The sequence below is a fragment of the Curtobacterium sp. ME26 genome, assembly GCF_903970945.1.
In the GTDB taxonomy this organism is placed as follows: domain Bacteria; phylum Actinomycetota; class Actinomycetes; order Actinomycetales; family Microbacteriaceae; genus Curtobacterium; species Curtobacterium citri.
The window spans coordinates 1-24,624 of the sequence record NZ_CAJCKG010000001.1; the positions used below are offsets into that span (position 1 = coordinate 1).

General features: G+C 67.9%; 18 protein-coding genes. 16 read left to right on the forward strand and 2 right to left on the reverse strand.

What is annotated here, in order from left to right; translation table 11 throughout:
- Window positions 1–294: 294 nt before the first annotated feature.
- The 14 genes from H7A69_RS00010 (at window position 295) to H7A69_RS00075 (ending at window position 21,401) form a co-directional block, all read left to right on the forward strand.
- Window positions 295–606: a hypothetical protein gene (locus tag H7A69_RS00010; protein WP_182045198.1), complete on the forward strand. Its 312-nt coding sequence runs from the start codon at window positions 295–297 to the stop codon at window positions 604–606.
- Window positions 606–2,045 (forward strand): WXG100 family type VII secretion target, encoded by a 1,440-nt coding sequence (locus tag H7A69_RS00015; RefSeq protein ID WP_182045199.1) that lies wholly within the window; start codon window positions 606–608, stop codon window positions 2,043–2,045. Before H7A69_RS00010 ends, H7A69_RS00015 begins: the two co-directional genes overlap by 1 nt.
- A gap of 280 nt (window positions 2,046–2,325) precedes the next feature.
- Window positions 2,326–2,619 (forward strand): WXG100 family type VII secretion target, encoded by a 294-nt coding sequence (locus H7A69_RS00020; RefSeq protein ID WP_058748771.1) that lies wholly within the window; start codon window positions 2,326–2,328, stop codon window positions 2,617–2,619.
- 87 nt (window positions 2,620–2,706) lie between these two features.
- A complete protein-coding gene (locus H7A69_RS00025) occupies window positions 2,707–3,000 on the forward strand; it encodes a hypothetical protein (RefSeq protein WP_069712626.1) in 294 nt (97 codons plus the stop codon).
- Window positions 3,000–4,574, forward strand: coding sequence for a hypothetical protein (locus H7A69_RS00030; protein ID WP_182045200.1), 1,575 nt, complete (start codon window positions 3,000–3,002; stop codon window positions 4,572–4,574). Before H7A69_RS00025 ends, H7A69_RS00030 begins: the two co-directional genes overlap by 1 nt.
- Before the next feature lie 18 nt (window positions 4,575–4,592).
- The gene (locus tag H7A69_RS00035) at window positions 4,593–5,180 is read left to right on the forward strand and encodes a hypothetical protein (RefSeq protein ID WP_182045201.1); all 588 of its coding nucleotides are present in this window, start codon (window positions 4,593–4,595) and stop codon (window positions 5,178–5,180) included.
- Window positions 5,177–5,905 (forward strand): hypothetical protein, encoded by a 729-nt coding sequence (locus H7A69_RS00040; protein WP_182045202.1) that lies wholly within the window; start codon window positions 5,177–5,179, stop codon window positions 5,903–5,905. Before H7A69_RS00035 ends, H7A69_RS00040 begins: the two co-directional genes overlap by 4 nt.
- Complete coding sequence (locus tag H7A69_RS00045) at window positions 5,902–6,822, forward strand: hypothetical protein (protein ID WP_182045203.1); 921 nt, start codon at window positions 5,902–5,904, stop codon at window positions 6,820–6,822. The genes H7A69_RS00040 and H7A69_RS00045 overlap by 4 nt, the downstream gene beginning before the upstream one ends.
- Entirely contained in the window at window positions 6,822–11,258 is a 4,437-nt protein-coding gene (locus H7A69_RS00050; protein WP_182045204.1) for an FtsK/SpoIIIE domain-containing protein, read from the forward strand. The genes H7A69_RS00045 and H7A69_RS00050 overlap by 1 nt, the downstream gene beginning before the upstream one ends.
- Window positions 11,259–11,732: 474 nt before the next feature.
- On the forward strand, window positions 11,733–13,097 hold the full coding sequence (gene dnaB, locus H7A69_RS00055; RefSeq protein WP_069712620.1) for a replicative DNA helicase: 1,365 nt from the start codon (window positions 11,733–11,735) through the stop codon (window positions 13,095–13,097).
- A gap of 1,558 nt (window positions 13,098–14,655) precedes the next feature.
- Window positions 14,656–16,602 (forward strand): class I SAM-dependent DNA methyltransferase, encoded by a 1,947-nt coding sequence (locus H7A69_RS00060; protein WP_259346002.1) that lies wholly within the window; start codon window positions 14,656–14,658, stop codon window positions 16,600–16,602.
- Window positions 16,603–16,700: 98 nt separating this feature from the next.
- Entirely contained in the window at window positions 16,701–17,822 is a 1,122-nt protein-coding gene (locus H7A69_RS00065) for a hypothetical protein (RefSeq protein ID WP_182045206.1), read from the forward strand.
- Window positions 17,819–20,929 carry a type I restriction endonuclease subunit R gene (locus H7A69_RS00070; protein ID WP_182045207.1) on the forward strand — a complete coding sequence of 1,037 codons (3,111 nt, stop codon included), beginning with the start codon at window positions 17,819–17,821 and terminating at the stop codon, window positions 20,927–20,929. The genes H7A69_RS00065 and H7A69_RS00070 overlap by 4 nt, the downstream gene beginning before the upstream one ends.
- Window positions 20,930–20,996: 67 nt before the next feature.
- Entirely contained in the window at window positions 20,997–21,401 is a 405-nt protein-coding gene (locus tag H7A69_RS00075) for a hypothetical protein (protein WP_182045208.1), read from the forward strand.
- A gap of 117 nt (window positions 21,402–21,518) precedes the next feature.
- Here the strand turns inward: H7A69_RS00075 and H7A69_RS00080 are convergent, their stop codons facing one another.
- Window positions 21,519–22,163, reverse strand: a complete 645-nt coding sequence (locus H7A69_RS00080; protein WP_182045209.1) for a hypothetical protein — start codon at window positions 22,161–22,163, stop codon at window positions 21,519–21,521.
- A gap of 215 nt (window positions 22,164–22,378) precedes the next feature.
- Window positions 22,379–22,975 carry a hypothetical protein gene (locus H7A69_RS00085; RefSeq protein WP_182045210.1) on the reverse strand — a complete coding sequence of 199 codons (597 nt, stop codon included), beginning with the start codon at window positions 22,973–22,975 and terminating at the stop codon, window positions 22,379–22,381.
- A gap of 290 nt (window positions 22,976–23,265) precedes the next feature.
- On the opposite strand from H7A69_RS00085, the gene H7A69_RS00090 reads away from it, so the two are divergent.
- Both H7A69_RS00090 and H7A69_RS00095 read left to right on the forward strand, forming a co-directional pair.
- The gene (locus H7A69_RS00090; protein WP_182045211.1) at window positions 23,266–23,529 is read left to right on the forward strand and encodes a hypothetical protein; all 264 of its coding nucleotides are present in this window, start codon (window positions 23,266–23,268) and stop codon (window positions 23,527–23,529) included.
- Window positions 23,530–23,705: 176 nt separating this feature from the next.
- Complete coding sequence (locus H7A69_RS00095) at window positions 23,706–24,617, forward strand: hypothetical protein (protein WP_182045212.1); 912 nt, start codon at window positions 23,706–23,708, stop codon at window positions 24,615–24,617.
- Window positions 24,618–24,624 lie beyond the last annotated feature (7 nt).

Genomic DNA, 24,624 nt, shown 5'->3' on the forward strand with positions numbered 1-24,624 from the left:
CTGACCCCTCTTTCCCTACACGACGCCTTTCCGATCTGCGCGTTCGGCAGCTCGTACCAGGAGTTCAACGACGGCGCGACGAAGACCATCGAGGGTCTCGAGGGCATGTCGATGTACCTCAACAAGGCGGCCGAGGCGCTGCAGCAGACCGACCAGGAACTCGCGAACGCCATCAAGTAGCGCGGGACACTGGGCGGTCGGTCCCCGACCGCTCCGGACGACGGGCGGCCCCCTCGCGGGCCGCCCGTCCCACCTTCCACCGGACCACCGGACGGGCAGCGATCGGGAGCACCCATGGCAGACCTCATCATCACCAAGGCCGTCCTCGAGGACTCGGCCACCAAGTTGCAGCACATCTCGGACGAGCTCGAGCACCAGAAGTCGGACGACCGCGCCCTGACCGAGGTCTACGGGCAGCACGACGTGCAGAAGGCGATGCACGACTTCTCCGGCGACTGGAAGATCCACCGCAACAAGATGAAGGGCGCCGTGAAGGACCTGCACGACAAGATGCAGAAGTCCGTCGAGCACTGGTCGGCCCTCGAGCAGGACCTGCACGACAAGCTCACGACCGAGTCGCACCCGACCGACGGGGCGGCCGCCTGATGCCCGCCCGCGGAGGGAACTGGGCGCTCGTCGGCGAGGCCTCGGACCCGATCGTCGCCGACACGCAGGTCGTGCACGAGCTCGTCGACTACTACCGCTCCATCGCGGACGAGATCCGGAGCGAGGCCGACGTGCTGAAGCGCATCGGCGAGGGCGACCAGTCGCAGTTCAAGGGCGAGTCCGCCGACGCGGTCCGGAAGAAGAGCGGCGAGGTCGCGTCGTCGCTGCAGAAGATGTCCGGCCGCTACGACGCCATCCGTGACGCCCTGACCGGGTACCTGCCGTCGCTCGAGACCGCACTCGACGAGTCCGCGGCGGCGCTGCGCGAGGCGGAGGACGCATCGGCAGCGGGATCGCGCGCCGCGAGCATGGCGGACCCGTCGCAGGGTCGGGCGCAGGACGCCCCGCCGTTGACCGCCGACGAGCAGGGGGCCGTCGACGCGAAGCACCGCGCGACGGACGACGCCCGCGCGGGAGCCGACGCCGCGACCGCGAAGCTCCGACGGGCCGTCGACACCCTGAACGGTGCCGGACGCCAGGCGGCATCGACCATCCGTGCGGCCTGGGACGACGGCCTGCACGACACCCTCGGCGACAAGATCAAGGCGTTCTTCTCGAAGCTGCTGAAGATCCTCGTCAAGATCTTCACCTACATCGGCATCGCCCTCGCGGCGCTCGCGATCCTCATCCCGGGGGTCGGGATCCTGACCTTCATGGCGGCCGTCGCGGCGTCGGTGACCCTCGTCGCGAACATCACGCTCGCGGCCATGGGCGAGGGCTCGTGGCTCGACGTCATCACCTCGGCGGTGGGGCTCGTGCTGGTCGGGGTCGGCGGGGCCCTGACGAAGGCGGTGTCGACGCTCAAGACGGCCGGCCTGGCGAAGGGCACGGTCGGTCTGCAGAAGGACACCCTGTCCAAGCTCCAGGGGCTGCAGCGTGCTCGCGACCTGAAGATCGACGAGGCGCTCGGCGCGAAGGACTTCTCGGCCTTCAAGAACGCGCGCGAGAGCCTGGCGACGATCAGGAAGGACATCACCGCGGCCGAGGGCAAGCTCGACCTGGCCAGGACGAAGAACGTGGTCGACGGCTTCAAGGAGAAGCCGAACTGGTGGCACCCGGGCAAGGCCCTGTGGAACGAGGACAAGGCGAAGATCGCCGACGTCTTCGGCAAGGGCGGCAAGGGATGGCAGTGGGAACGGCTGCTCAGCGTCGACCGGCAGATCGAGATGACGAAGATGCAGAAGGAGATGTGGTCGAAGTACGGCGTCGCGATCGCCGCGTCGCCGACGTGGCACTCCTGGGCGTCCGGCGGGCGCGTCATCGCCAGCTGGGCGAACACCTTCGCCTACGGGCAGGGCATCAAGCCGACCGGGTGGGGCACGGACCAGGAGCGCGTGCCGGGCTACAAGGACGCGACGGGAGCGCTCACCACGCCGTGAGCGCCGTGTGCGTCCGGGAACCGGTCCGTCTTCCGGGGGACACCGGGCCGATTCCCGCACCGCGACACGCCGATACCCGTCGGTCTCCACCGCGCGGTGGCATGTGAATACCGCTCGGGATCGGCCGTGCCACGACGCCGATGTTCTGGAATGTGCACATCACTGTGCAGACGTCGGACTGGACCGCGTCGAGAAATGTACCCCCCGAGATCGTTCCGCTCTGGAATAACGTTCCCGGTGTCCCTCGACCGGGGGGCGCGACGAACGACAGGAGCAGGCCATGCCCAACTTGAACGTGACCTACGGCGAGATGCAGGACGCCGCGACCCGCCTCGTGAACGGTGAGCAGGACATCACCTCGAAGCTGCGTGAGCTGAAGGCCCTGGTGGACTCGCTCATCTCCGGTGGGTACGTGACCGACCAGTCCTCGGTGGCGTTCGGCAGCTCGTACCAGGAGTTCAACGACGGTGCGACGAAGACCATCGAGGGGCTCGAGGGCATGTCGATGTACCTGAACAAGGCAGCCGAGGCGCTGCAGCAGACCGACCAGGAACTCGCGAACGCCATCAAGTAGCGCGTCCTGCGCCCCGGTCGACGCTCCCGTCAGCGACGTCGACCGGGGCGTTCCCGTTCCCGATCCCCGTCTCCCCCGGAGGTACCCGTGCCTGACCTCGTGATCAGCCAGGAGCTCAGTGACAGCGCTGCGAAGGTGCACGCCATCAACGACGAGCTCGAACACCAGAAGTCCGACGACGGCCAGTACCACGGCGTCTTCGGCGAGTCCCACCTGCAGGACGCCTTCTCGGACTTCAGCGGCGACTGGAAGCTCCACCGCGAGAAGATCCGCAAGAACGTCGACAAGCTCGACAAGAACCTGCAGAACTCGATCGAGACCTGGACCGACCTGCAGCAGCAGCTGAAGGACGGTCTGCAGTCGCACGAGGAGACGGCCTGATGGCGGGCCGCGCAGGCGACTGGGCCGCGCTCGACGAGGCCGGCGACCCGATCGCGACGCAGCCCGCGAAGGTGCTCGAGCTCGCGGCCTTCTACCGCGACATGGCGGAGCAGATGGAGACCACGGCCGCCACGCTCGACAAGGTCGGCAGCGGCGACGAGGGCGTCGGCAAGGGCGAGTCCGTCGACGGCATCCGCAAGCGGGCGAAGGACGTGTCGGGCTCCCTCAAGCAGATGACCGGACGCTACCGGGCCGCCGGCGAGGCGCTGCAGGGGTTCGCGAACGCGGTCGGTGACGAAGCCGACCGGTCGGCGGGCACCGTGATGGGCACCTCCTGGCAGGCACTGCAGGACGCGATCGCCGCGAAGGGCGACCTCGGTTCGGCGCAGGGGCTGGCCGACCCGGTCGCCGCGGCCAAGCAGGCCGGCACGGAGCCGACCCCCGAGGACACCTCGGACAGTCAGAAGCGCGCCGAGCGGATCTCCGGTGCCGAGGGCGCGGTCGCGGCGGCGAAGCGGAAGCTGCAGGACGCCCGCGACCAGCTGACCTCGGCGGGTCAGCGGGCCGCGAGCACCATGCGCGGTGCGTGGGGCGACGGGCTGCACGACTCCGGTTGGTACAAGTTCATCCACATGCTCATCAAGATCCTGACGATCATCGGCATCGTCCTGGCGGTGTTCGCGTTCCTCATCCCGGGCCTCGGCATCGGGGCGATCCTCGGGGCGATCTCCGCGGGGATGACCCTGATCGCGCAGGCGGCCACGTTCGCGATGGGCGAGGGCAACGTCTTCGACCTCGTGATGGCCGTCGTCGGCGTCCTGACGCTCGGGCTCGGGACCGCGATCACGAAGGTCACCTCGACCGCGGTGAGCAACGGGATCAAGGCCACCAAGGGTGCGATGACCTCGAAGTTCGCCGGGGCGAGCAAGAAGGCGCACGAGGCCGTCGGCGTCCGGAAGGACCAGCTGCAGGCGCTGAAGCGGGACCGCGCGAGTCTCGACCGGCGGCTGGCCCGGCCGATGTCGTCGGCGCAGACGCAGACGATCACGAAGCAGCTCGACGGGCTGCAGGCACAGATCAGCAAGGCGACGCGGGCACTGGAACGGGCCCGAGGTCGTCGTGACGCCGTCGACGTGGAGTGGATCGGGACCGAGGCGTCGTTCGCGGCGAAGTTCGCCGACAACCCGAACTGGTGGAACGTCACGAAGATCCACAAGGTGATCGCGAACGACGCGAAGCTCGTGAAGAAGCAGTTCTGGACCGAGGTCGGTACCCGTGGTGGTCTCAAGGACTGGGGCGAGCGTTTGGGTGGTGTCGACTTCCAGTTCACCCGCGACCGCTTGCATGACTTCGAGAAGCTGAACCGGCTCCGGTCGGGTGTCACCGCGGCACCGTGGTACCACGCCGGCGCGAACGGCTTCATGAGCGCCTGGGGCAAGGGCAACGCGATCGCCGGCCTGGTGATCGGTCCGATCGGCATCGGTGCGGACCAGTCCCGCCCGTGGTCGGACTGGGTGGCCGAGCACAAGCACCCGGTGACCGACCTGCCGACCGTGCCCGCCGCGCAGCGCTGAACCGACCGGAGGACCACCATGACGACCGCCACCGTCTCGTCGAGCATCACCACCGACGGCGCCACCTGGCTCCTCGTCCCGCACCCGGACGAGGCCGACCCGGCCTGGCGGGCCGAGACGCTCGAGCTCTTCGACGCCGTGGCACGGCTGGACCGCGAGGACGGACGGCCGTCCGCCGCGGAGCTCGACGGGCCGGGTGCCCTCGCGACGCTGCTGGAGCACCGCGCGGCACTCGGCCCGGCGCAGCGCCTGGTCGCCTCGCTCGTGGTGCCCGGCAACTGGCCGCTGCCGGTCGTCGTGACCGTCGGACCGTCCGAGGGCGGCACCGCCGAGCTGCTCGACCTGGCCGGGGCGACCGGCGGCCTGCCGGTCGAGCCCCCGTCGGTGGACGAGCTACCGGAGCACGTCGGCGGCGAGGGCCCCGTCGTGATCCGCTACGACCTCGACGACGCCGGGGCGATCTGGGCCACGGTCACCGCCGTGCGCCGCGCGGACGGGGTCGACACCCACGTGCGGTGGCGGACGACCGACCTGGCGCTCGTCCCGGTGTTCGCACCGGTCGTCGTCGAACTCCTGGCAGCCGTCGAGAACGAGGTGCACGCATGACCGGACCCACCGCATCGTTCCTGGTCGTCGTCCCGCCTGGGTGGGCACGCCTGCCGGCCGGCGAGGACCAGCGCGCCGAGCTCGGCGAGACCGTCCGGGCTGTGATCGCCCGCGCCCTGCCGGACGACCTGCCGCGCGACCGGGCCGAGCCGCTCCGGCAGGAGATGCGCAAGCGCCTGACGTCCGCGGTCGTCGAGGCCGGCGACAGCGGCGCGACCGCCGTCTACATGCCGGTCCAGCCGGTCGACGGGTACACCCCGCCGGTGTCGATCATCGAGTGCGAGGTCGACGACGAGAGCGAGGAGGCGCCCGAGCAGGTCATCGCCCAGCTGCTCGCCGACGCCCTGCCGACCCGGCGCGACCCCGACGACACGGGCCTGCGCGAGGTCGACGGCGGGATCGCGGCCCGCACCGAGCAGACCGTCCGCCGTGCCGACGTCGCGACCGAGCTGCCCGGCATCGGTGACGACCTGCCCGTCGTCGACGACCGCCAGGTGACCTACACGATCCCGGTCCCCCACCGTCCCGGACGCTGGGTGCTCATGTCCTTCTCGGCGATCAGCCGGACGGACCCGGAGGACCCGGAGGCAGCCGACCGGCTCACCGATGCCCTGGTGATGCTGTTCGACGCCGTGATGACCACCTTCCGCTGGACCGACGTCCCCGGTGCCGAGCCGACCCCGCTCGAGCGCCGGATCACCGAGATCGCCGAGGCGCGCGCATGACCTGGTCCTTCCTGACGCCGGAGTCGCACCTGCTGGTGACCATGTCGGTCGTGGTGCTCCTCGCCACCCTGGCCCTCGTGGTCCCGACGATCGTCGCGCTCCGCCGCCGGACCTCGACGGACGCCCTGGCCTGGGCCGACCAGGTGCGTCGCGACCCCGCGGCCGCGTGGGCGGTCGACCGGGTCCTGCGCGCGGTGGACGCCTCGTGCGCCGCCGCGAACGTGCTGTTCCCGGGCGCGGTGCGCATCACGATCGGGACCACCGTCCGCATCGACGTCGCCTCGCCGACGATCGCCCCGCCCGCGCCGTGGACGGCGACGCCCGACGGCCGCACGTGGTCCGCCCCGACGTGGGCGCTCCAGGCGGTGCCGCTCGCGGGTGGCGCGCCGGTCGAGTTCGCGACGGTCGTGTCGTTCGGCACGGACCGGGACGACACCGTGCTGGTCGACCTGCGCCGCGTGGGCGGGATCCTCGCCCTCCGCGGCGAACCGGCCGCCCGCGAGGCCCTGCTGGTGCGCCTGGTCGAGCAGGTGCAGACCGCCCCCTGGGCGGTCGGCACCACCGTGCTCGGCGTCGGCACGGGCACCCGGGCGGGCACGGCGGTGTCGGTGCGCGACGCGATCGCGGCGGTCACGGCGGACGCGACCCCGGGCCTCCTGGTCGTGTCGCGGGTGCCCTCCGGCGAGGACGGCCGGGAACTCGCCCGACTGCTCGAACGGCCGGGCGGCCGGTGGGCCTGCATCGCGGTGGCTCCGCACCCGCTCGCCCGCTGGACGATCGAGGCGCGACGCGACGGCACGCACGTCTCCGACGTCCTCGGCACGCTGCAGTGGGCCGGCCTCGGCCGGTCGGTCCCGGTCGACCCGGCCGCGGGAGCCGACACGACGCAGCGCGACGACGTGCCGGCGGAGGCCTGATGCGGGTCGTCGTCACCGTCGTCGACGACGGCACGGGTGACACCTCGGACGTCCTCGTCGACGCCGCGGGGCGGACGCCGATGCGGACGGTGGTCGACGCGCTCGTCCGCCGGACCGGCGGTGCGCCGATGCCCGCCGACGCGCCGGACGGGGACGTCCCGTTCGAGCGCAGCGGACTGGTCGACGGCGCGGTCCTGCACGTGGGCGGCGCGGTGCGCCCGGAGCCCGAGCACGGTGTCGTGCACCTGCTCGTGGTGGGCGGGGTCGACGCCGGCCGCGTGCGCCGGCTGTCGCCGGGCACGGTCCGGATCGCGCTGGCGGACGACGGCGCGGCCGCGGTCGGAGCCGACGCCGACGCCGACGGACGACCCGGCCTGGAGGCACGCACCGCGTTCGACGGGTCGGTGACGGTCCGCCTCGCCCCGGCCGAGGACGACGGTGCGCGTCCGGCGGACGAGCCGGTGCCGGCACTCGAGGACGAGCCCGTCACCGACGCGTGGACCGCCTGGCCGCCCGGGGCTTTGGTGCGGTTCGGCGACACGGTGCTCAGCGTGCGCCCGGTCGAGGTGGTCGACCGGATGCTGCTCCGGCCGCCGGACTCCGGGCAGCTCGACTTCAACCGGCCGCCGCGGCTGCTCCCGCCGTTCCTGAAGACCGACTTCCGGATCCCGAAGCCGCCGGTCGCCCCGCAGCGCTCGGCCATCCCGTGGATCATGGTGTTCGTGCCGGCGATGTTCGGCATCGTGATGGCGACGGTCTTCCACTCGCCGTTCTACCTGCTCTTCGCGGCGATGACGCCGATGATGGTCATCGGACAGACCATCAGCTCGCGACGCACCGGCAAGAAGAGCCACCGCAAGCAGCTCGCCGAGCACCGGGAACGGGTCGCGGCGCTCGAGGCGGCGATCGAGCAGGCCGTGCTCGACGAGCGGGACCAGCGGCGGACCTCGTCGCTCGACGCCGCGTCGCTGCGGGTCGTCGCGACGACCCCCGGGCGACGGCTGTGGGAGCGTCGGCCCTCGGACGGCGACCACCTGCACGTGCGGATCGGCACCGGCGACCTGCCGTCGAGCGTGACGGTCGTCGACGACCGCGACCTGGACGGACTGGCGCACGAACCGCGCACGACCCGCGGGGTGCCCGTCACGGTGCCCCTCGCCGAGGTCGGTGTGCTCGGCATCGCCGGGGCCGGGGAGTCCCCACGGGAGCTCGGGCGGTGGGTGCTCGGGCAGCTCGCGGTGACGCAGAGCCCGCGCGAGGTGCAGTTCGTCGTGCTCACGGCGCAGCAGCACGTGCCGGCGTGGGCGTGGACGCTCTGGCTCCCCCACCTCCGGCCGACCGGTGGGCAGGAGGCGCTCGCGCTCATCGGTGCCGACGGCGAGACGATCGGTCGCCGCCTGGCCGAGCTGACCCAGGTGCTCGCCGAGCGCCGGGCCGAGCGGCAGAAGAACGGCATGAACCGGTCGCGGTTCTCCCCCGAGATCGTCGTCGTGCTCGACGGCGCACGTCGGCTCCGCGCGATGCCCGGCGTCGTCGGGCTGCTCCGCGACGGGCCCGCGTGCGGCATCCGCCTCGTGTGCATCGACGAGGAGGAGTGGCAGCTCCCCGAGGAGTGCGTCGCGACCGTGGCGCACCGGAGCCCGACGCAGCTCGTGCTCCGCCGGCAGCTCGCCGCCCCGGTCGAGCTCGTGCTCGCGGACCGGGTCGGGGACGACTGGTTCGACGACGTGGCGCGCGGGACCTCGCCGCTGCGCGACACCAGCGGATCGGACGGCGACGGACTGGTGCCCGACGCAGCGCGGCTGCTCGACGTCGTGGACCTGCCGCAGCCGGACGGCGCGGCGGTCGCCGAGCGGTGGGCCGGGTCCGGCACGAGCACGGCCGCGGTCGTGGGCGTCGGGATCGACGGCGCGTTCGAGCTCGACCTGGTGAAGGACGGTCCGCACGGGCTCGTCGCCGGCACCACGGGCTCGGGCAAGTCCGAGTTCCTGCAGACCCTCGTGGCGTCGCTCGCGCTCCGGAACCGCCCGGACCGGATGACGTTCGTGCTCGTCGACTACAAGGGCGGTGCGGCCTTCAGCGTCGCGTCGGACCTGCCGCACACCGTCGGGCTCGTCACCGACCTCGACCAGCACCTGGTCGAGCGGGCGCTGCGGTCGCTCCGCGCGGAGCTCACCCGCCGCGAGCACATCCTGGCGGCGTCCGGCGCGAAGGACATCGAGGACCACGAGGCGCACCTCGCCCGGGGCGGTGCCGGCGAGCAGATGCCGCGGCTCGTGCTCGTCATCGACGAGTTCGCGGCGATGGTCACCGAGCTGCCGGACTTCGTCACGGGCCTCATCGGCATCGCCCAGCGGGGCCGGTCGCTCGGCGTGCACCTGATCCTGGCGACCCAGCGGCCCGGCGGGGTCGTCGGACCGGACATCCGCGCGAACACGAACCTGCGCGTCGCGCTGCGCATGACCGACTCGGGCGAGAGCACCGACGTCATCGACGTCGCGGACGCCGCGCGCATCCCGAAGAGCGTGCCGGGGCGCGCGTACGCGCGCCTGGGGCACTCGTCGGTCGTGCCGTTCCAGTCGGCGCGCGTCGGCGGTCGGTGGGCCGGTGAGGAGGACCCGGCCACGGGCCTCCCGTTCGTCCGCGTGCTCGACTGGCGCGACTTCGCCACCGCACCGCCCGCCCGCCCGTCGCGCAGCGACAGCGCGACCGCCGCGACCGACCTGTCGGTGCTGGTGCAGGCGATGGGCGACGCCCGCGACCGCCTCGGCATCGGGCGGGTGCACAGTCCGTGGCTGCCGCCGCTGCCCGAGCTGCTGCCGCTCGCCGAGGTGGCGTCGGCCGCCGTCGGGACGCGTCGTGCGGTGGCGTCCTCCGAGGATGGGCTGCGCTTCGCGGTCGGTCTCGAGGACCTGCCGGACACGCAGGAGCAGCGCGCCGCGGAGGTCGACCTCAGCCGCTTCACCCACCAGTTCGTCGTCGGCGCCCCCGGTTCCGGGCGGTCGTCGGCCCTCCGCAGCCTGGCGGCGTCCGCAGCGCGGGCCGTCCCGTCGTCCGACCTGCACCTCTACGCGATCGACTGCGGGAACGGGGCGCTCGCGTCGCTGCAGCAACTCCCCCACTGCGGCGCCGTCGTCCAGCGCACGCAGGTCGAGCGCGCCACGCGGCTGATCGACCGGCTGACGCGCGAGACCGCGCGTCGGCACGACCTCATCGCTGCGGCGTCGGCCGCGGACATCACCGAGCAGCGGCTGCTCGCGCCCGAGGGCGAACGCCTGCCGCACGTGCTCGTGCTCATCGACCGGTGGGAGAACTTCACGACCTCGCTCGGCGAGGTCGACGGCGGCGCCCTGACTGACGCGGTGCAGTCGATGCTCCGCGACGGCGCGGCCGCCGGCATCCACGTCGTGGTGTCCGGCGACCGGTCACTGCTGGCGTCGCGGATGTCGACGCTGACCGACGACAAGGTCGTGCTCCGTCTGACCGACCGGCTCGACTACTCGCTCGCCGGCATCAACCACCGGAAGCTGCCCGCGTCGATCCCGCCCGGTCGAGGGTTCCGAGCCGAGTCCGGCACCGAGGTGCACTTCGCGACCCTCGGCACCGACGTCTCCGGGCAGGGACAGACGACCGCTGTCCGGAACCTGGCGGAGGAGCTGCGCGCGGCGTCGCCAGTGCCGCCGTCGCCGCGCCCCTTCCGGGTCGACGCGATGCCGAAGGACCTGGACCTGGACGCCGCACTCGCGCTGTCGTCCGCGCCGGAGTCGCAGCCGATGGTCGCCGTGACCGGAGTGGGCGGCGACGACATGGAGCTGCAGACCGTCGACCTGTCCACCGGTGGCGGCACGTTCGTCGTCGCGGGGCCCTCGCGCTCCGGACGGTCGACGATGCTCGCCGCCATGGCGCGGTCGCTGCTCGTGGGTGGGACGTCGCTCGTCGTGCTCGCGCCGCGGCCGGGGCCGGTGCGGGACCTCGAGGGGCTGCCGGGCGTCCGAGCGGTGTTCAGCGGGGACGACGTGACGCAGGAGCAGCTCGAGCCGGTCCTGGCGGCGGACGGGACGCCCCTGGTGCTCGTCGTCGACGACGGGGAGCTCCTGATCGACTGCTCGGCGGCACGGTGGCTCCGCGACTGGGGTCGGGCGGCCGTGGACAACCGGCAGGGCATGCTGCTCGGCGGCAACACGACCGGGCTGGCGGCCGGGTTCGGCGGGTGGCAGGTCGACGCGAAGAAGAACCGCCGCGGTGCCCTGCTCTCGCCGCAGGACACCCTGGCCGGGGACCTGATCGGCGTGCGGATCGCGCGGTCGTCGATCTCGTCGCGGATCGTGCCGGGAGCGGCGTTCGTGCACCTCGGTACGGGGCTGGCGTCGACCCTGCAGGTGCCGATGGTGCCGGCCGGCACGCGGGCGGGGTCCGAGTCGGGCGCGCTCGTCTGACCTCGTCGGTTCGCTCGTCCGGGCGGCGGGCTGCTGCTCCGGGTCGCTCGTCTGACCTGGCGGGTTACCGGTCGCGGCGGTCCGCTGATCCTGGGAGCAGCCCGAGAACGCCCAGGACAACCATCGCTGTTGTCAAGCGGTTCTGCACAGTTCTCGGGGCCGATCCACCAAGGTTCAAGGTGCACTTGAAGCCCGGTTTTCCACACATCGTGTGGAACAGGAAACCCCAGGTCAAGCGGTCGAACATGTGTTCCCACGGGTGGTTGTCCACATGTTCGTCCACAGTTGTCCACACGCCGGTCCGGCGTGTTCCGCAGACAGTCCACAGAGTTATCCACAGGTGCGTTTGCTGGGGATAACTCTGTCCCCGTAGCTTGGCCCAGCGACTCGGCGACAGCAGGGGTGTCGGTCGTCCGGGGTAGAACAGCCGGTGCGGACCGCGGTCCGTGCCAGTACCGACAAGAGGGAGTCCGTGTGTCGATCGCGCATCTCGATCCGTCCCCGCAGGACCTGGCCGACCGCGGGGTGGACCGGACCCCGCCGCACGACCTGCTGGCGGAGCAGTCGACGATCGGCGGGATGCTGCTGTCGAAGGACGCCGTCGCCGACGTGATCGAGACCGCGCGCGGCGTGGACTTCTACATCCCCAAGCACGAGGTCATCTTCGACGCGATCCTGTCGCTCTACTCGCACGGCGAGCCGACCGACGTCATCGCCGTGACCGACGAGCTCACCAAGACCGGCCTGCTGTCCCGCGCCGGCGGCGCCGAGTACCTGCACAGCGTCACGAGCATGGTGCCGACCGCCGCGAACGCCGGCTACTACGCGGCCATCGTCGCCGAGAAGGCGGTGCTCCGCCGCCTGGTCGACGCCGGCACCCGCATCGTGCAGATGGGCTACGCGTCGGAGGGTGAGGTCACCGACCTCGTCAACAGCGCCCAGGCAGAGGTCTACAACGTCGCCGGCGGCGTGCAGACCGAGGACTACGTCCCCCTGACCGACGCCATCGGCGCGGCCATCGACGAGATCGAGGCCGCGAAGGGCCGCGACGGGCAGATGACCGGCGTGCCGACCGGGTTCAGCGGCCTCGACGCCCTGACGAACGGCTTCCACCCCGGGCAGCTCATCATCGTCGCCGCTCGACCCGCACTCGGCAAGTCGACGCTCGCGCTCGACCTGTGCCGCGCCGCCGCGCTCAAGCACGACCAGACCGCCGCGTTCTTCTCGCTCGAGATGGGGCGCGCCGAGATCGCCATGCGCCTGCTGTCCGCCGAGTCGAGCGTGCCGCTGCAGAACATGCGCAAGGGCACCGTCGACTCCCGCGACTGGACGACGATCGCGCAGACCCGCGGTCGGATCAACGACGCTCCCTTCTTCATCGACGACTCCCCCAACATGACGCTCGTCGAGATCCGGGCGAAGTGCCGCCGACTCAAGCAGCAGCACAACCTGAAGCTCGTCGTCATCGACTACCTGCAGCTGATGACGTCGGGCAAGAAGGTCGAGAGCCGCCAGCAGGAGGTCTCGGAGTTCTCGCGTGCCCTCAAGCTCATGGCGAAGGAGCTCGGCGTGCCGGTCATCGCGCTGTCGCAGCTGAACCGTGGTCCCGAGCAGCGTGCGGACAAGAAGCCGATGATCTCGGACCTGCGTGAGTCGGGGTCGATCGAGCAGGACGCCGACATGGTCATCCTGCTGCACCGTGAGTCGGCGTACGAGAAGGACAACCCGCGGCAGGGTGAGGCGGACCTGATCGTGGCGAAGCACCGCAACGGGCCGACGGACACGATCACGGTGGCGTTCCACGGGATGTTCTCGAGGTTCGTGGACATGCCGCAGTAGGCGACTGGTCGTGTCGGTGTCCCAACTAGATGGTCTCTCCGCCTAGGAGACGGTCTCTTCCAGTGAGACGGACCATCTGCAAGGCGAACGATGACCCGACGATCGGATTGACGTCATGAGGTTCCCCCCCTACCGACCCGCGCCGGCGTCTGTCCCGTTCACTGGAGCACCCAGGAGCTTCGCCCTCGACCCCGAGCCTCGACGTCGACGTACCCCGGACCCCTGGGCGGATTTTGAAGCGTGGTGTGCACGGCGCGGGATCAGCTCTTTGCCCGCCTCGGGCCCGGTTGTTGCAAGTTATCTACTCGATCGGTCCCGGGAAGTCGATGACTCAGGCGCACTCGCTCATTCGGCTGGCCGGCTCAAGAGTTGGATCGATGTCATCGATGCAATCCACGTGGAAGCAGACCTTCCGCGGGTCAGGTCCGCTCCGCCGGTGCCTGCCGTTCTCTCCAGCATCATCCGTTACCGAGATCGCAAGGCGAAGCGTCAGTCCTTCCCGGCAGTGCGCGCGCTCGAAGTTGTGCTGGAGGCTATCGAGGTCTCTCTCGAGGGAGCAGATAGGGACCGCGCCCGAGCGTTACTCCTCATCGGAGCAGTCGGAGGATTGACATACGCGAGCCTGGAGGCTTTGCGTGTCGGCGATGTCCTTACAGACCCCGGGGACGGCCTTCGAGTTTCGACTTCCTCCGCTGACACTATTTGGATCCCGGTGATCCGGCAGCCCGAATTGTGCCCCGCATGTGCTTTCCTCAGGTGGTGCGCCCACCTTACGCCCCGGAAAGAGCCGGTGGCGAATGCAGGGCAGTACGGTCATGTCTGCTTAGTTGCCGCCATCTCGTCGCCGGCCGGGCTAGAGAAGTCCCCCTTGTTTCGTCGGTCCGGCACGCGTCACATGGAAGCTCTCACGGTCCAGGAAGTTGCGACGGTCCTCGACGAGGTGCTGCACCGGGCCGGTCAGAGCCGGGGCGACCTAGACGGTCTTCGTGATGAGCTACTGACAGCTGACATTGTCTCGTCTTTGTGACAACCCGGGACCAGTCTGTCGTCGCACAAGACCGCAGCACCATCACGGTGATGATTTGTGGGATGAACTCGCGAGCCGCGAGCCGCGAGCCGCGAGCCGCGAGCCGCGAGCCGCGAGCCGCGAGCTGTCGTCCGCCAGCTAACTTGTCCAACTGCCATGCAACGTGTCTGAAATACGCACGTGGACACGTTGTTTGGCAGCGGGGTCGGCTGACGGGCTCCAAATGGGTTGGACCACCCTGGTCATTTGAGCGAAAGGGTTCTGGGCCGTCCCTCCTGAACGAGCGTTAGTAGGGGCCGCGCAGGACCACCGCTCGCGATCCTGCGCCGATGCCCACCACTTGGCTCAGCTACTGACGGAGCGTCACTGAGGCCTACGCCTCACGATCGACCCTGTCGTCGCCGAGGCAACGCGCCATCGATCGCGGGAGCCGGGCAATGCTTGCCTGTCGGCTCCTATGGACGAAGATGGGAGCGTTCGCGGCACTGGTGCCGCTCGTCAGTTGCCCCACATCAGGAGTGCCCACCTTTGGTGAATCACGTCGCCTTCATCTGGAACATCGCCGAGTCTCTTCGCGGCCCGTTCAAGCCCTCCGAGTACGGGTCGGTCGTTCTCCCGTTCACGGTGCTCCGCCGACTCGACGCCGTACTGGCCGACACAAAGCCCGCCGTCCTTCAAACGGCCAAGGCAATCGAATCGCTCCCCGAGATGCTGCAGACCGTCACGCTCACCGAAGCATCAGGTCACGAGTTCTACAACACGTCCCCCTTCGACCTCGGGAAGCTCGTCGCCGACCCGCAGGACCTCCGAGCGAACCTCGCCTCGTATCTGGCCGGATTCTCTCCGAACGTGCGGGACATCTTCGACCGGTTCGAGTTCGACAAGACACTGAACAAGTTGGCCGAGAAGAACAAGCTGTTCGCGGTCACGGAGAAGTTCGCGCAGGCCGACTTCCACCCCCGCACGGTCAGCAACATTCAGATGGGACTCGTGTTCGAGGAGCTCATCCGGTTCGCCAACGAGAAGTCGAACGAGACCGCCGGCGACCACTACACGCCCCGTGAGGTGATCGCGCTGATGGTGCAGCTGCTGTTCGCGCTCGACGACGACGCCCTCTCCAAGTCGGGGGTGGTTCGGTCCATCTACGACCCGACCGCCGGCACTGGAGGGATGTTGTCCGTCGCAGACGAGTACCTGCGCAGAATGAACCCGGGCATCCAGCTCAGCCTGTACGGGCAGGACTACAACGACGCCTCCTACGCAATCTGCAAGGCCGACATGGTCATCAAGGGCCAGGACGTCGACAACATCGCCCTCGGCGACACCCTCACTGAGGACGCTTTCGACGACAAGAAGTTCGACTACGGCCTGTCCAACCCGCCGTTCGGCGTCGACTGGAAAGACCAGCGCGCCGCCGTTGACGACGAGCACACCAAGCTCGGCTTTAACGGACGATTCGGCCCCGGCACCCCCGCTGTCAGCGACGGGGCCATGCTGTTCCTCCTGCACCTGGTGTCGAAGATGCGCAAGCCCGAAGACGGCGGCTCCCGCATGGCGATCGTCCTCAACGGATCCCCGCTGTTCTCCGGCGGCGCAGGCGGCGGAGAGTCGAACATCCGCAAGTGGCTACTCGACAACGACCTCGTCGAAGCAATCATCGGGCTGCCGAAAGACATGTTCTACAACACCGGCATCTCCACCTACATCTGGGTCCTCACCAACCGCAAGGACGCTCACCGCAAGGGCCTGGTGCAGCTCATCGACGGCCGCGACATGTTCACCAAGCTCCGCAAAGGCCTCGGGTCCAAGCGCAATGAGCTCTCGCCGCAGAACATTGAGTCGATCGTCGGCCTCTACGCCGGATTCGAGGATGGCGGGGACTCGAAGATCTTCCGCAACGAGGACTTCCTCTACCGCACTATCACCGTCGAGCGCCCTCTAAAGCTCAACTGGCGCGCCACTCCCGAAAGCATCGACGCCGTCCTCCGAGCGAAGGCTGTTCAGAAGCTGAGCGAGTCGGATGCGGCAGCGCTGCGTGCCGCGCTCGACCGGCTGGGCACCGACACGGTGTGGAAGAACCGCACGGCATTCCACAAGGCGCTGAAGGACGCCGCGAAAGCCGAAGGCCTCACCCTCCCCGCACCGCTGCTCAAGTCCGTGACCACCGAGCTCGGCGAGCAGGACGACAGCGCCGACATCTGCACCGACACCAAGGGAAACCCGGAACCGGATGCCGCGCTCCGCGACACTGAGAACGTGCCGTGGGACGAACACGTCGACGCCTACTTCGCCCGCGAAGTCCTTCCGTACGCCCCCGACGCATGGATCGACCATGCCAAGACCAAGGAAGGCGCCGAGATCCCCTTCACCCGCCACTTCTACCAGTACGTCCCGCCCCGCCCACTCGAAGAGATCGACCGCGACCTCGATGCTGTTATGAACGAACTTCGGGCAATGCTCGTCGAGGTCGAACGGTGAGCGTCAGTCGAGAGGCTCCATCGGTGCGGATAGGCCAATTACTATCCGCGCGACAGGCCATAGACCCGAGGAAGCACCCGGATGAAGTGTTCGATTTATTGAGCATCCCGGCGTTCGACGAAGGCTCGCCCGAGACTGTCATCGGCTCCCAGATCGGATCCACCAAGTTACAGGTATCACCTTCCGACGTCCTAGTCAGCAAGATCGTGCCTCATATTCAGCGCGTATGGGTTGTACCGCCGGGAGGGGATCGGCGGCAAATCGCCTCATCAGAGTGGATTGTGCTCCGTGCTGACGTGGCGGTACCCGACTATTTGCGGTACGCGTTGCTAGATACGCGCTTCCATGCCCGGTTCATGGCGACGGTCGATGGTTTGAGCGGAAGCCTCCAGCGCGCGCGACCGCAGGCTGTGAGGCAAATAGAAATAAAGTTACCGACGATTTGTCGACAGCGGGCGATTGCGGACTATCTGGATCGGGAGACGGCGCAAATCGACGCGTTCATCGCGAAGAACGAGGAACTCATCACCCTCCTCACCGAACGCCGCGCTGCGGAGATAGAGCTTGCGCTGGCGCCGCGAGAGTTACCGGCGACGTGGGACTCGGTTCAGATCCGTCGGCTCGGTCCAAAGAGTGAGTCGGGTGTCAGCGTCAACGGGTTTTCGGTCCCCGCGGAGGGCGACGAGATTGGAGTCCTGAAGACCGGGGCGGTGTCCAAGGGCTTCTTTGACCCGGCCGAGAACAAGCGGGTCGTCGCGGAAGACCTGGGTCGCGTGACGGCCCCTGTCCGCGGTGGGTCGCTAATCGTGAACCGCGCGAACACGCCTGAGCTCGTCGGTAGTGCCGCTCTCGTCGTCGAGAGCCGTCCCACGTTGTACCTTTCAGACAAGCTGTGGCAGCTGACGTTTGAGTCGGCCAACGCCGCTTACATGCACTACTGGACAAAAACGGACGCGTATCGTTCTCAACTCCGAGGGTTGAGCGTCGGCGCGAGCTTGAGCATGCAGAATCTTAGCTATGGAGATTTCTTGTCGGTGAGAATCTCGGTTCCTCCGAGGCGTGAACAAGCCGAACTCGTAGCGCGCCTGAATGAGGTCACCGGGGAGATCGATCGCGCGATAGATGCTGCGCGGCGAGGCAGCGACCTGGCACGGGAGCGTCGAGCTGCGCTCATAGCGGCAGCGGTGACAGGGAAGATCGACGTAGGGGTGAAGTCGTGATTGGGGTTGCGGGAGCCCATCTGGAGTCCGTGCTCGAGGATGAGATCGCCGAACATCTCGCGGCGAATGGGTGGTTCTATTCGCCGACCGATGTCGGGTACGACCGGGAGCTCGCACTGTTCCCGGATGACGTGCTCGCTTGGCTGGAGGATTCACAGCCGACGGAGTTCGGCAAGGTCGTACGGCCAGCCGACACGGACGCTCAGCGTGACGCGGCGGCCCGCGGCATCCTGAGACGACTGGCGAAGTCACTGGATCTAGATCCGTTGAAGAACGGTGGGACGATCCGACTCCTGCACGAGGGCTTCTCGATGGTGCCGCTGCACGGGGGTGCAGTGAAGTTCCGGTTGGCGCAGTTCCGGCCAGCGACCACCCAGAACCCGGACACGCTCGAGGCGTACGCGAAAATGCGCGTGCGTGTCGTGCGGCAGGTGCATTACTCGGTGAAGCATCCGAACAAGGCGTTGGATCTGGTGCTGTTCGTGAACGGCATCCCGATCGCGACGATCGAGTTGAAGACAGACTTTACGCAGGCGATTGAGAACGCCGTGGATCAGTACCGGTTCGACCGATCGCCGGCGGGTGAGCCCCTGTTCGGGTTCGCCAAGCGCTCGCTCGTGCACTTTGTGGTGTCGAACTCCGAGGTGCGGATGACGACCAAGCTCGCGGGCGCCTCGACTCGGTTCCTGCCTTTCAACAAGGGCGCGGACGATGGCGCGGGGAACCCGGCGAACCCGGACGGGTCGGCCTCCTCGTACTTCTGGGAGGAGATCCTGCAACGCGACACCTGGCTGCAACTGTTGGGATCGTTCGTGCACCTGCAGGTCGAGACGGATGTCGACCCAGACACAGGCAAGAAGACAAGAACGCAGAAGGTGCTGTTCCCCCGCTACCACCAGTGGAGGGCCGTGACTCGGCTCATTGAGGCGGCGCGAACCGAGGGTGCGGGGAACCGGTACCTGGTCCAGCATTCGGCGGGGTCGGGGAAGACGAACTCGATCTCGTGGCTCGCCCACCGCCTCGCCCAGCTGCACGACGACGAGAACCAGCGAGTGTTCGACACCGTCGTCGTCGTCACAGATCGGACGGTGCTGGACAAGCAGCTGCAGGACGCGATTGCGCAGTTCGAGAAGCAGGCCGGCGTGGTGCAGTCCATCACGAAGGATGGTGGCGAGTCGAAGTCGATGCAGCTCGCGGCGGCGCTCACGGGTGGTAAGAACATCGTGATCGTGACGATCCAGTCGTTCGAGGCGCTGATCACCGCGATCCAAACCCTGCCTGAGCTGAAGGGGCACCGGTTCGCAGTCATCGCTGACGAGGCCCACTCGTCGCAGACCGGGTCGACGGCGGGAGCGTTGACGAAGGTGCTGTCTCCGGACGAGCAGGCCGCCGTCGCTGAGGGTGCGCCGATCGATTCGGACGCGTACCTGCAGTGGGCGATGGAGGTCACCGCGTCCGCGCCGAACATCTCCTACTTCGCGTTCACCGCCACCCCGAAAGCGAAAACCCTGGAGCTCTTTGGGCGGCCGCCGGAGGGTGCCGGGCCCGACGCGACCCCGGAACCGTTTGACCTGTACTCGATGCAGCAGGCGATCGAGGAGGGCTTCATCCTTGACGTGTTGCAGAACTACACCCCGTACAAGGTGGCGTGGAAGCTGCAACACCCCGACGCCGACTACGACGGTGCCGGCGAGGTCGACGAGTCGACCGCGGTGAAGGCGCTCGTTCGCTATGTACGACTGCACCCGACGAACATCAGTCAGAAGGCCAAGATCGTCGTCGACCACTTCCGCGCCTTCGTGCAGCCGCTCCTGGACGGCAAGGCGAAGGCGATGGTCGTCACCGGATCGCGGGTCGAGGCCGTGCGGTGGAAGAAGTACCTCGACAGCTACATCACCGATGCGGGCGTGCTGGGGGTGCGGTCGCTGGTGGCGTTCTCCGGCACGGTCGAGGACCCCGGCGATGTCGGTGAGGGGTTGACGGAGCGGACCCAGAACCCTGGGGTGCAGTCGGATCTCGCGGAGGCGTTCAAATCGGCCACGTTCAACGTGATGATCGTGGCGGAGAAGTTCCAAACCGGGTTCGATCAGCCTCGCCTGGTCGCGATGTACGTCGATAAGAAGCTTGGAGGGGTGCAGGCGGTGCAGACCCTGTCCCGGCTGAACCGTACCCATCCAGGCAAGGACAAGACGTTCGTTCTTGACTTCGTCAACGACCCACAGGAGGTGCTGGACGCGTTTTTGCCGTACTACCGGAAGGCGACCCTCACCGCGACGACCGATGCGAACCTGATCTACGACCTCGTGGCGAAGCTCGACTCGGCCGGGATCTACGACATGACCGAGGTGGAGCAGGCGTTCGACGCCGCGCTCACTGGCGGGCTGAACGTGAACTCGAAGGTGTCGGCTGCGACCGCTCCGGCAGTGGACCGGTTTCAGAAGCGGTGGGTCACGGCGGTACTCGATGACGACAAGGACGAACAGGACGAACTACGGCTCTTCAAGGCGGACGTGGGGAACTTCGTGAAGTTCTACGACTTCATCTCCCAAGCCCGCAACCTCGAAGACACCGACCTGCCCCGCCGGCACTACTTCTTCCGCCGGATCCTTCCGCAACTCTCGACCGCGACGATCCTCGAACCAGTCGACATCTCGGATGTGTCCCTCGTGGGTTACAAGATCAGCGCCGGCGACGCGGTGAAGCTGAATCTCGAGCAGGGACCAGGGTTGGATCCGATCACCGCGATCGGGTCGGGCGCGATCCACGAGAAGCACCGCAGCGCCCTCGAGGAGATTATCCAGAAACTAAATGAACGCCTCGGTGACAAGTACGGCGTCGGCGTCATCGACCTCCAGATGAACCACATCGTCGGCAAGCTCGCCCTGGATGAGGACCTCAAGAGCCAAGCCTCGGTGAACACCGCACAGCAGTTCGCGGAATCCCCGGCCCTGCCGAAGGCGTTCACGAAGGCACTGCTCGGGGTGCGTGACGAGACCCCAGCGTTCATCGACGACCTCTTCACCGACAGCAGCCTGTTCGGCGAGCTCGGGAGGGCGCTCCCGGCAATGCTGTACGAGTACTTGAAGAGGCCAGGCAAGGCCGAATGAGCGCAGGACATCGAAGGCCGCTGTTCCACTAACACGTCAATTTCAGGTGAGCGAAAGGGTGAGGGCGATGGCGGACGATCAGGAGCGGAAGGCGTTTGAGGACGCGCGCGCTCAGGTGCGCTGGATGGCGGAGCAGCAGAACCAGCAGCCAAAGGTGTTCACGGAAGTGAAGGACCGGGACCTGATTACGTTGATGGACCGGTTCGCGGGATCGCTCGAGTTCCACTCGATGCTGGTCGCCGCGCAGCTGATGGCGGAGGTGGGCCGTCGGCAGCTGTGGGAGGCCGTCGTGGAGCGGCGGAGCGCAATGCTCGCCCGCTTGCATCCGGACGAGGAAACGTCGGCGCTGCGGGACCGGGCACGGTCGGTGATCGATCACTTCCGGAATGAGCACTTCCCGGTCGACCCTGACATCTTCGACGAGGACGGGTCAAAGGCGGAGCAGAACTGGAACGGATACCTCCAGTTTTGACCTTGACCTACGCGAGGTCCTGCCCTTGGCTCGGGGTACGACCTCAAGAGCGCGTCGCGGTGGACGTGCCGCTTCTTGGGAGGTGCGAGGGAGTTGAGCGGCTCTTCGGTGCAGGGCTTACCTTAGGCGCCGAGTCTCGAGCAGTTCCAGCAATGGCTGCACGTCCCGGCCTGCGGTAAGCCATACAACGGGGGTCGCAGGCTCTCCGTCGATCTGCGTGTACGAGTGCGGCGTCGTCATGAACCCGAGGATCGACGTCGGATGCATGTCGTCATCGAAGGCCCTAACCAGCCTCGACAGGTAGTCCAGTACCGGGTTGTCCGGGTCGTCGGTGAACTGCCATGCCGGAAACCGAAGCTCGTCGTCGCACACGAACGCGAACAGATCACCAAACGCGAGGTGCGTCAAGACCCGCCCGGTTCCGGTGTCCAGCCAGTCGGCTGCCTCTTCCAAGGTGAGGGAGGCGCTCAGTCCGCGCTGCCAGGACCGCCGTTCGATCGCGTCGAGCTCTCCCCGCGCGACAGCAGCCTTCGCCGCTTCGTACCGCTCCCGCGTGCCGAACGCGGCCTCGATAAGAGCCTCCTCCTCGTCAAGAGTGAGATCTCGCCCGGTCCGAGGTCTCGGCAGGTTGTGGCGCGGCCCGAAGTCGTGACCGTCGGCGTGGACGCCGACAAGTCGTCTGAAGGCGCCAATCAGCCGGGGCGGGTCGAGCTCGCGGTCCCGTGCGACCGCGACCGCGTCGTCAGCGTCCGCGAAGTCCATCGCGGCAACCTCCCGAACGTTGTCCGGCAGGTCTTCGCCGGTTCGGAAGGCGAGAGCGACACGGGCGCGTGCGCGTGCGATTTGTAGCCGTGTAGTCATCAGGTGGTCCCTTCTCGGTCGACTTCTGGGGCCGTCTCGATGCCTCCTGCAGGGATGGGTGATTACAGGTGATGGCATGACTCGAAACGGTGTAGTCGAGTGCCATCGAGGTGCTCCTACCGCCAGCTCTCGGCTTCGAGGTAGTCGAGGACGACCTGGACGTCACCGCCGATCGTCAACCACTCGACGGGCGTGAAGGACTCATCGGTCCCCTCGATCTCGAGGTCCGCGTTGTACATGAACCCGAGGATCGTAGACGGGTGCTTCTGATCACCCCACGCCGGCGTGAGTCGTGTGAGGCCGGAAAGGACCGGCATCGCCGGGTCTTCGGTGAACTGCCACGCCGGGTACCGCAGCTCTCCGTTGCAGACGAAGGCAGTCACTGCGCCCGCGGCGAGGAGCGCATCCAACTCAGCGTCGCTGATGCCCAACCAATCTGCGGCTTCCTCGGCTGTCAGCGAGGCGACCAGCCCCTCCAGTTCTGTGCGGCGCTCAATCGCGTCGAGCTCACCGCGGGCGACCGCTGCCTCCGACTCCTCATACTGAGCGCGAGTCATGCTGCCGGAGCGGATGAGGAAGTCCTCCTCCTCGGGCGTTACTTGTCGTCCTCGTTCCCTGGCTGACGGCTCTTCGGTTCTACCGAAGTCGCGCCCATGTGCGACGACGCCAGCAAGCGAGGCGAAGGCCGGGTCTGGTTCGTTCATGTCAGTCACGCCCGTCGATTCGTCGATTTGACTCGTAAACGAGGGAGAATGGTGGGGCTGGCCTGGCGGGAAGTCGGGACAGGAAGGCAACGGGAACCGGGAGCTACGATGGCTTTTAGGCACAAGTCGGAGGGGCCGTCATTGACCCCTTGGCACGCGACCTGCCAGTCACGTGAAGTGCCCACAGAAACCGAGAGTGCTACGTCCGATCCGAGCGAGATTCGCCTCGGATCCTTCCACGTGCCCGCGGGGTGCGCAAGCGCCGGTCCGATGCTCGCCGAGAGAACCGGAACTGCACGATGACCACGCCCCTCCCCTCCCGTCGCAAGAGCTCGCCGCGAAAGGTCGTGTCGGACGAAGCCCGAGCCGCGGAACTGCTCCAGGAACTGCGCGATGCAGAACTGTTGATTCGCGAGACCACCGAGCGACGCCTTCAACTCATGGTCGAAGCCTCCGACATCGGTCTGACCACAACGAAGATCGGAAATGCCGTCGGTGCGAGCGCCATGGCGGTCTCGCGGTGGGTGCGCGCTGCGAGAAGCCACGATACCTCCGATCGGTAGAACCCTTGTACATAACTGGCGGTTAACGATACCGTGCCGCTGTGCACGGTCCTAGTACTCCGTTCGACGCCGTCGAGGCGTTCGCGCCTCCCCGTGTCCTCCCGGTCCTGTCACCACCCCTTTGGGCCGGCGATCGCGGCTCGGAGCTGGTCGAGTTGACTGCGCAGCAGGATCGCGTGGGGATCGACGACCCCGCGACGCGCAACGTGGACCCGCTCGGTCTCTTCACCGACTGGTTCGGACCTGGCGACCGACGCTTGAAGCCCGTTTTTGAGCCCTCGTCCGCGCACTTTCATCCGCGGCGCGTGCGGGTCTTCCGACCCTCGTCGGGTCCGCGTCGATTAGCGATCGACACGCGCCGATTCGCCGATCACGTTCGAATTGCCTACACCGTCGACGGCCAGACGACCTCGGTAAGCAGGCTCGAGCACTTCGACCTTGCAATCCTGCCCCAGTTGCTGTCGATGCGGGAGTTCGCCAGGCGCCTGAAGCAGGACAACAAGCCTGTTGCGACCTGGCTGCACACGGTCGGTCACCACGTTGGCGCTGAATCACATCACGAGCGGTCGCTCATGACGATCGCGGACTTCCATCCAGCGGTGCATTTCATGTCGGGCCAGCCGTTCACCATGCTCTGGCCGGCTGGAGCACCGTTGAAGACGCACACTCCTGACGTGATGGTGATGGGGCCATCGAACGCGCCGATGATCGTCGACGTACGCACGCCTGAGGAGGCGGCGGACCAGACGTGGATGCGGAAGGTCCCCGCCATCACCGAGGCCCTGCGCCTCATCGGGCTGGGGTATGCCATCTGGACCGGCATGTCTCGCCCATTCCGGCGGAACCTTGAGAACCTGACCGAGGCGTTCGTGCCCGCCATCAGCTACGACCGCTGGTCGCAGGTGGCGCTCGACCTTTGTGACGAAGCGATGCCCGCAACGGAGCTCGCAGACCGCTTGGATGCCAGCGGCTACCAGCGGCTCTGGTCCTTGACGCTCATCCGGAGAATGCTCTGGCGGCAAGCGCTCCTCACGGACATGTTCTCCCCGTACGGCCGGAACTCGATCGTGTGGCCGAACGATGCCTAGCAACGCC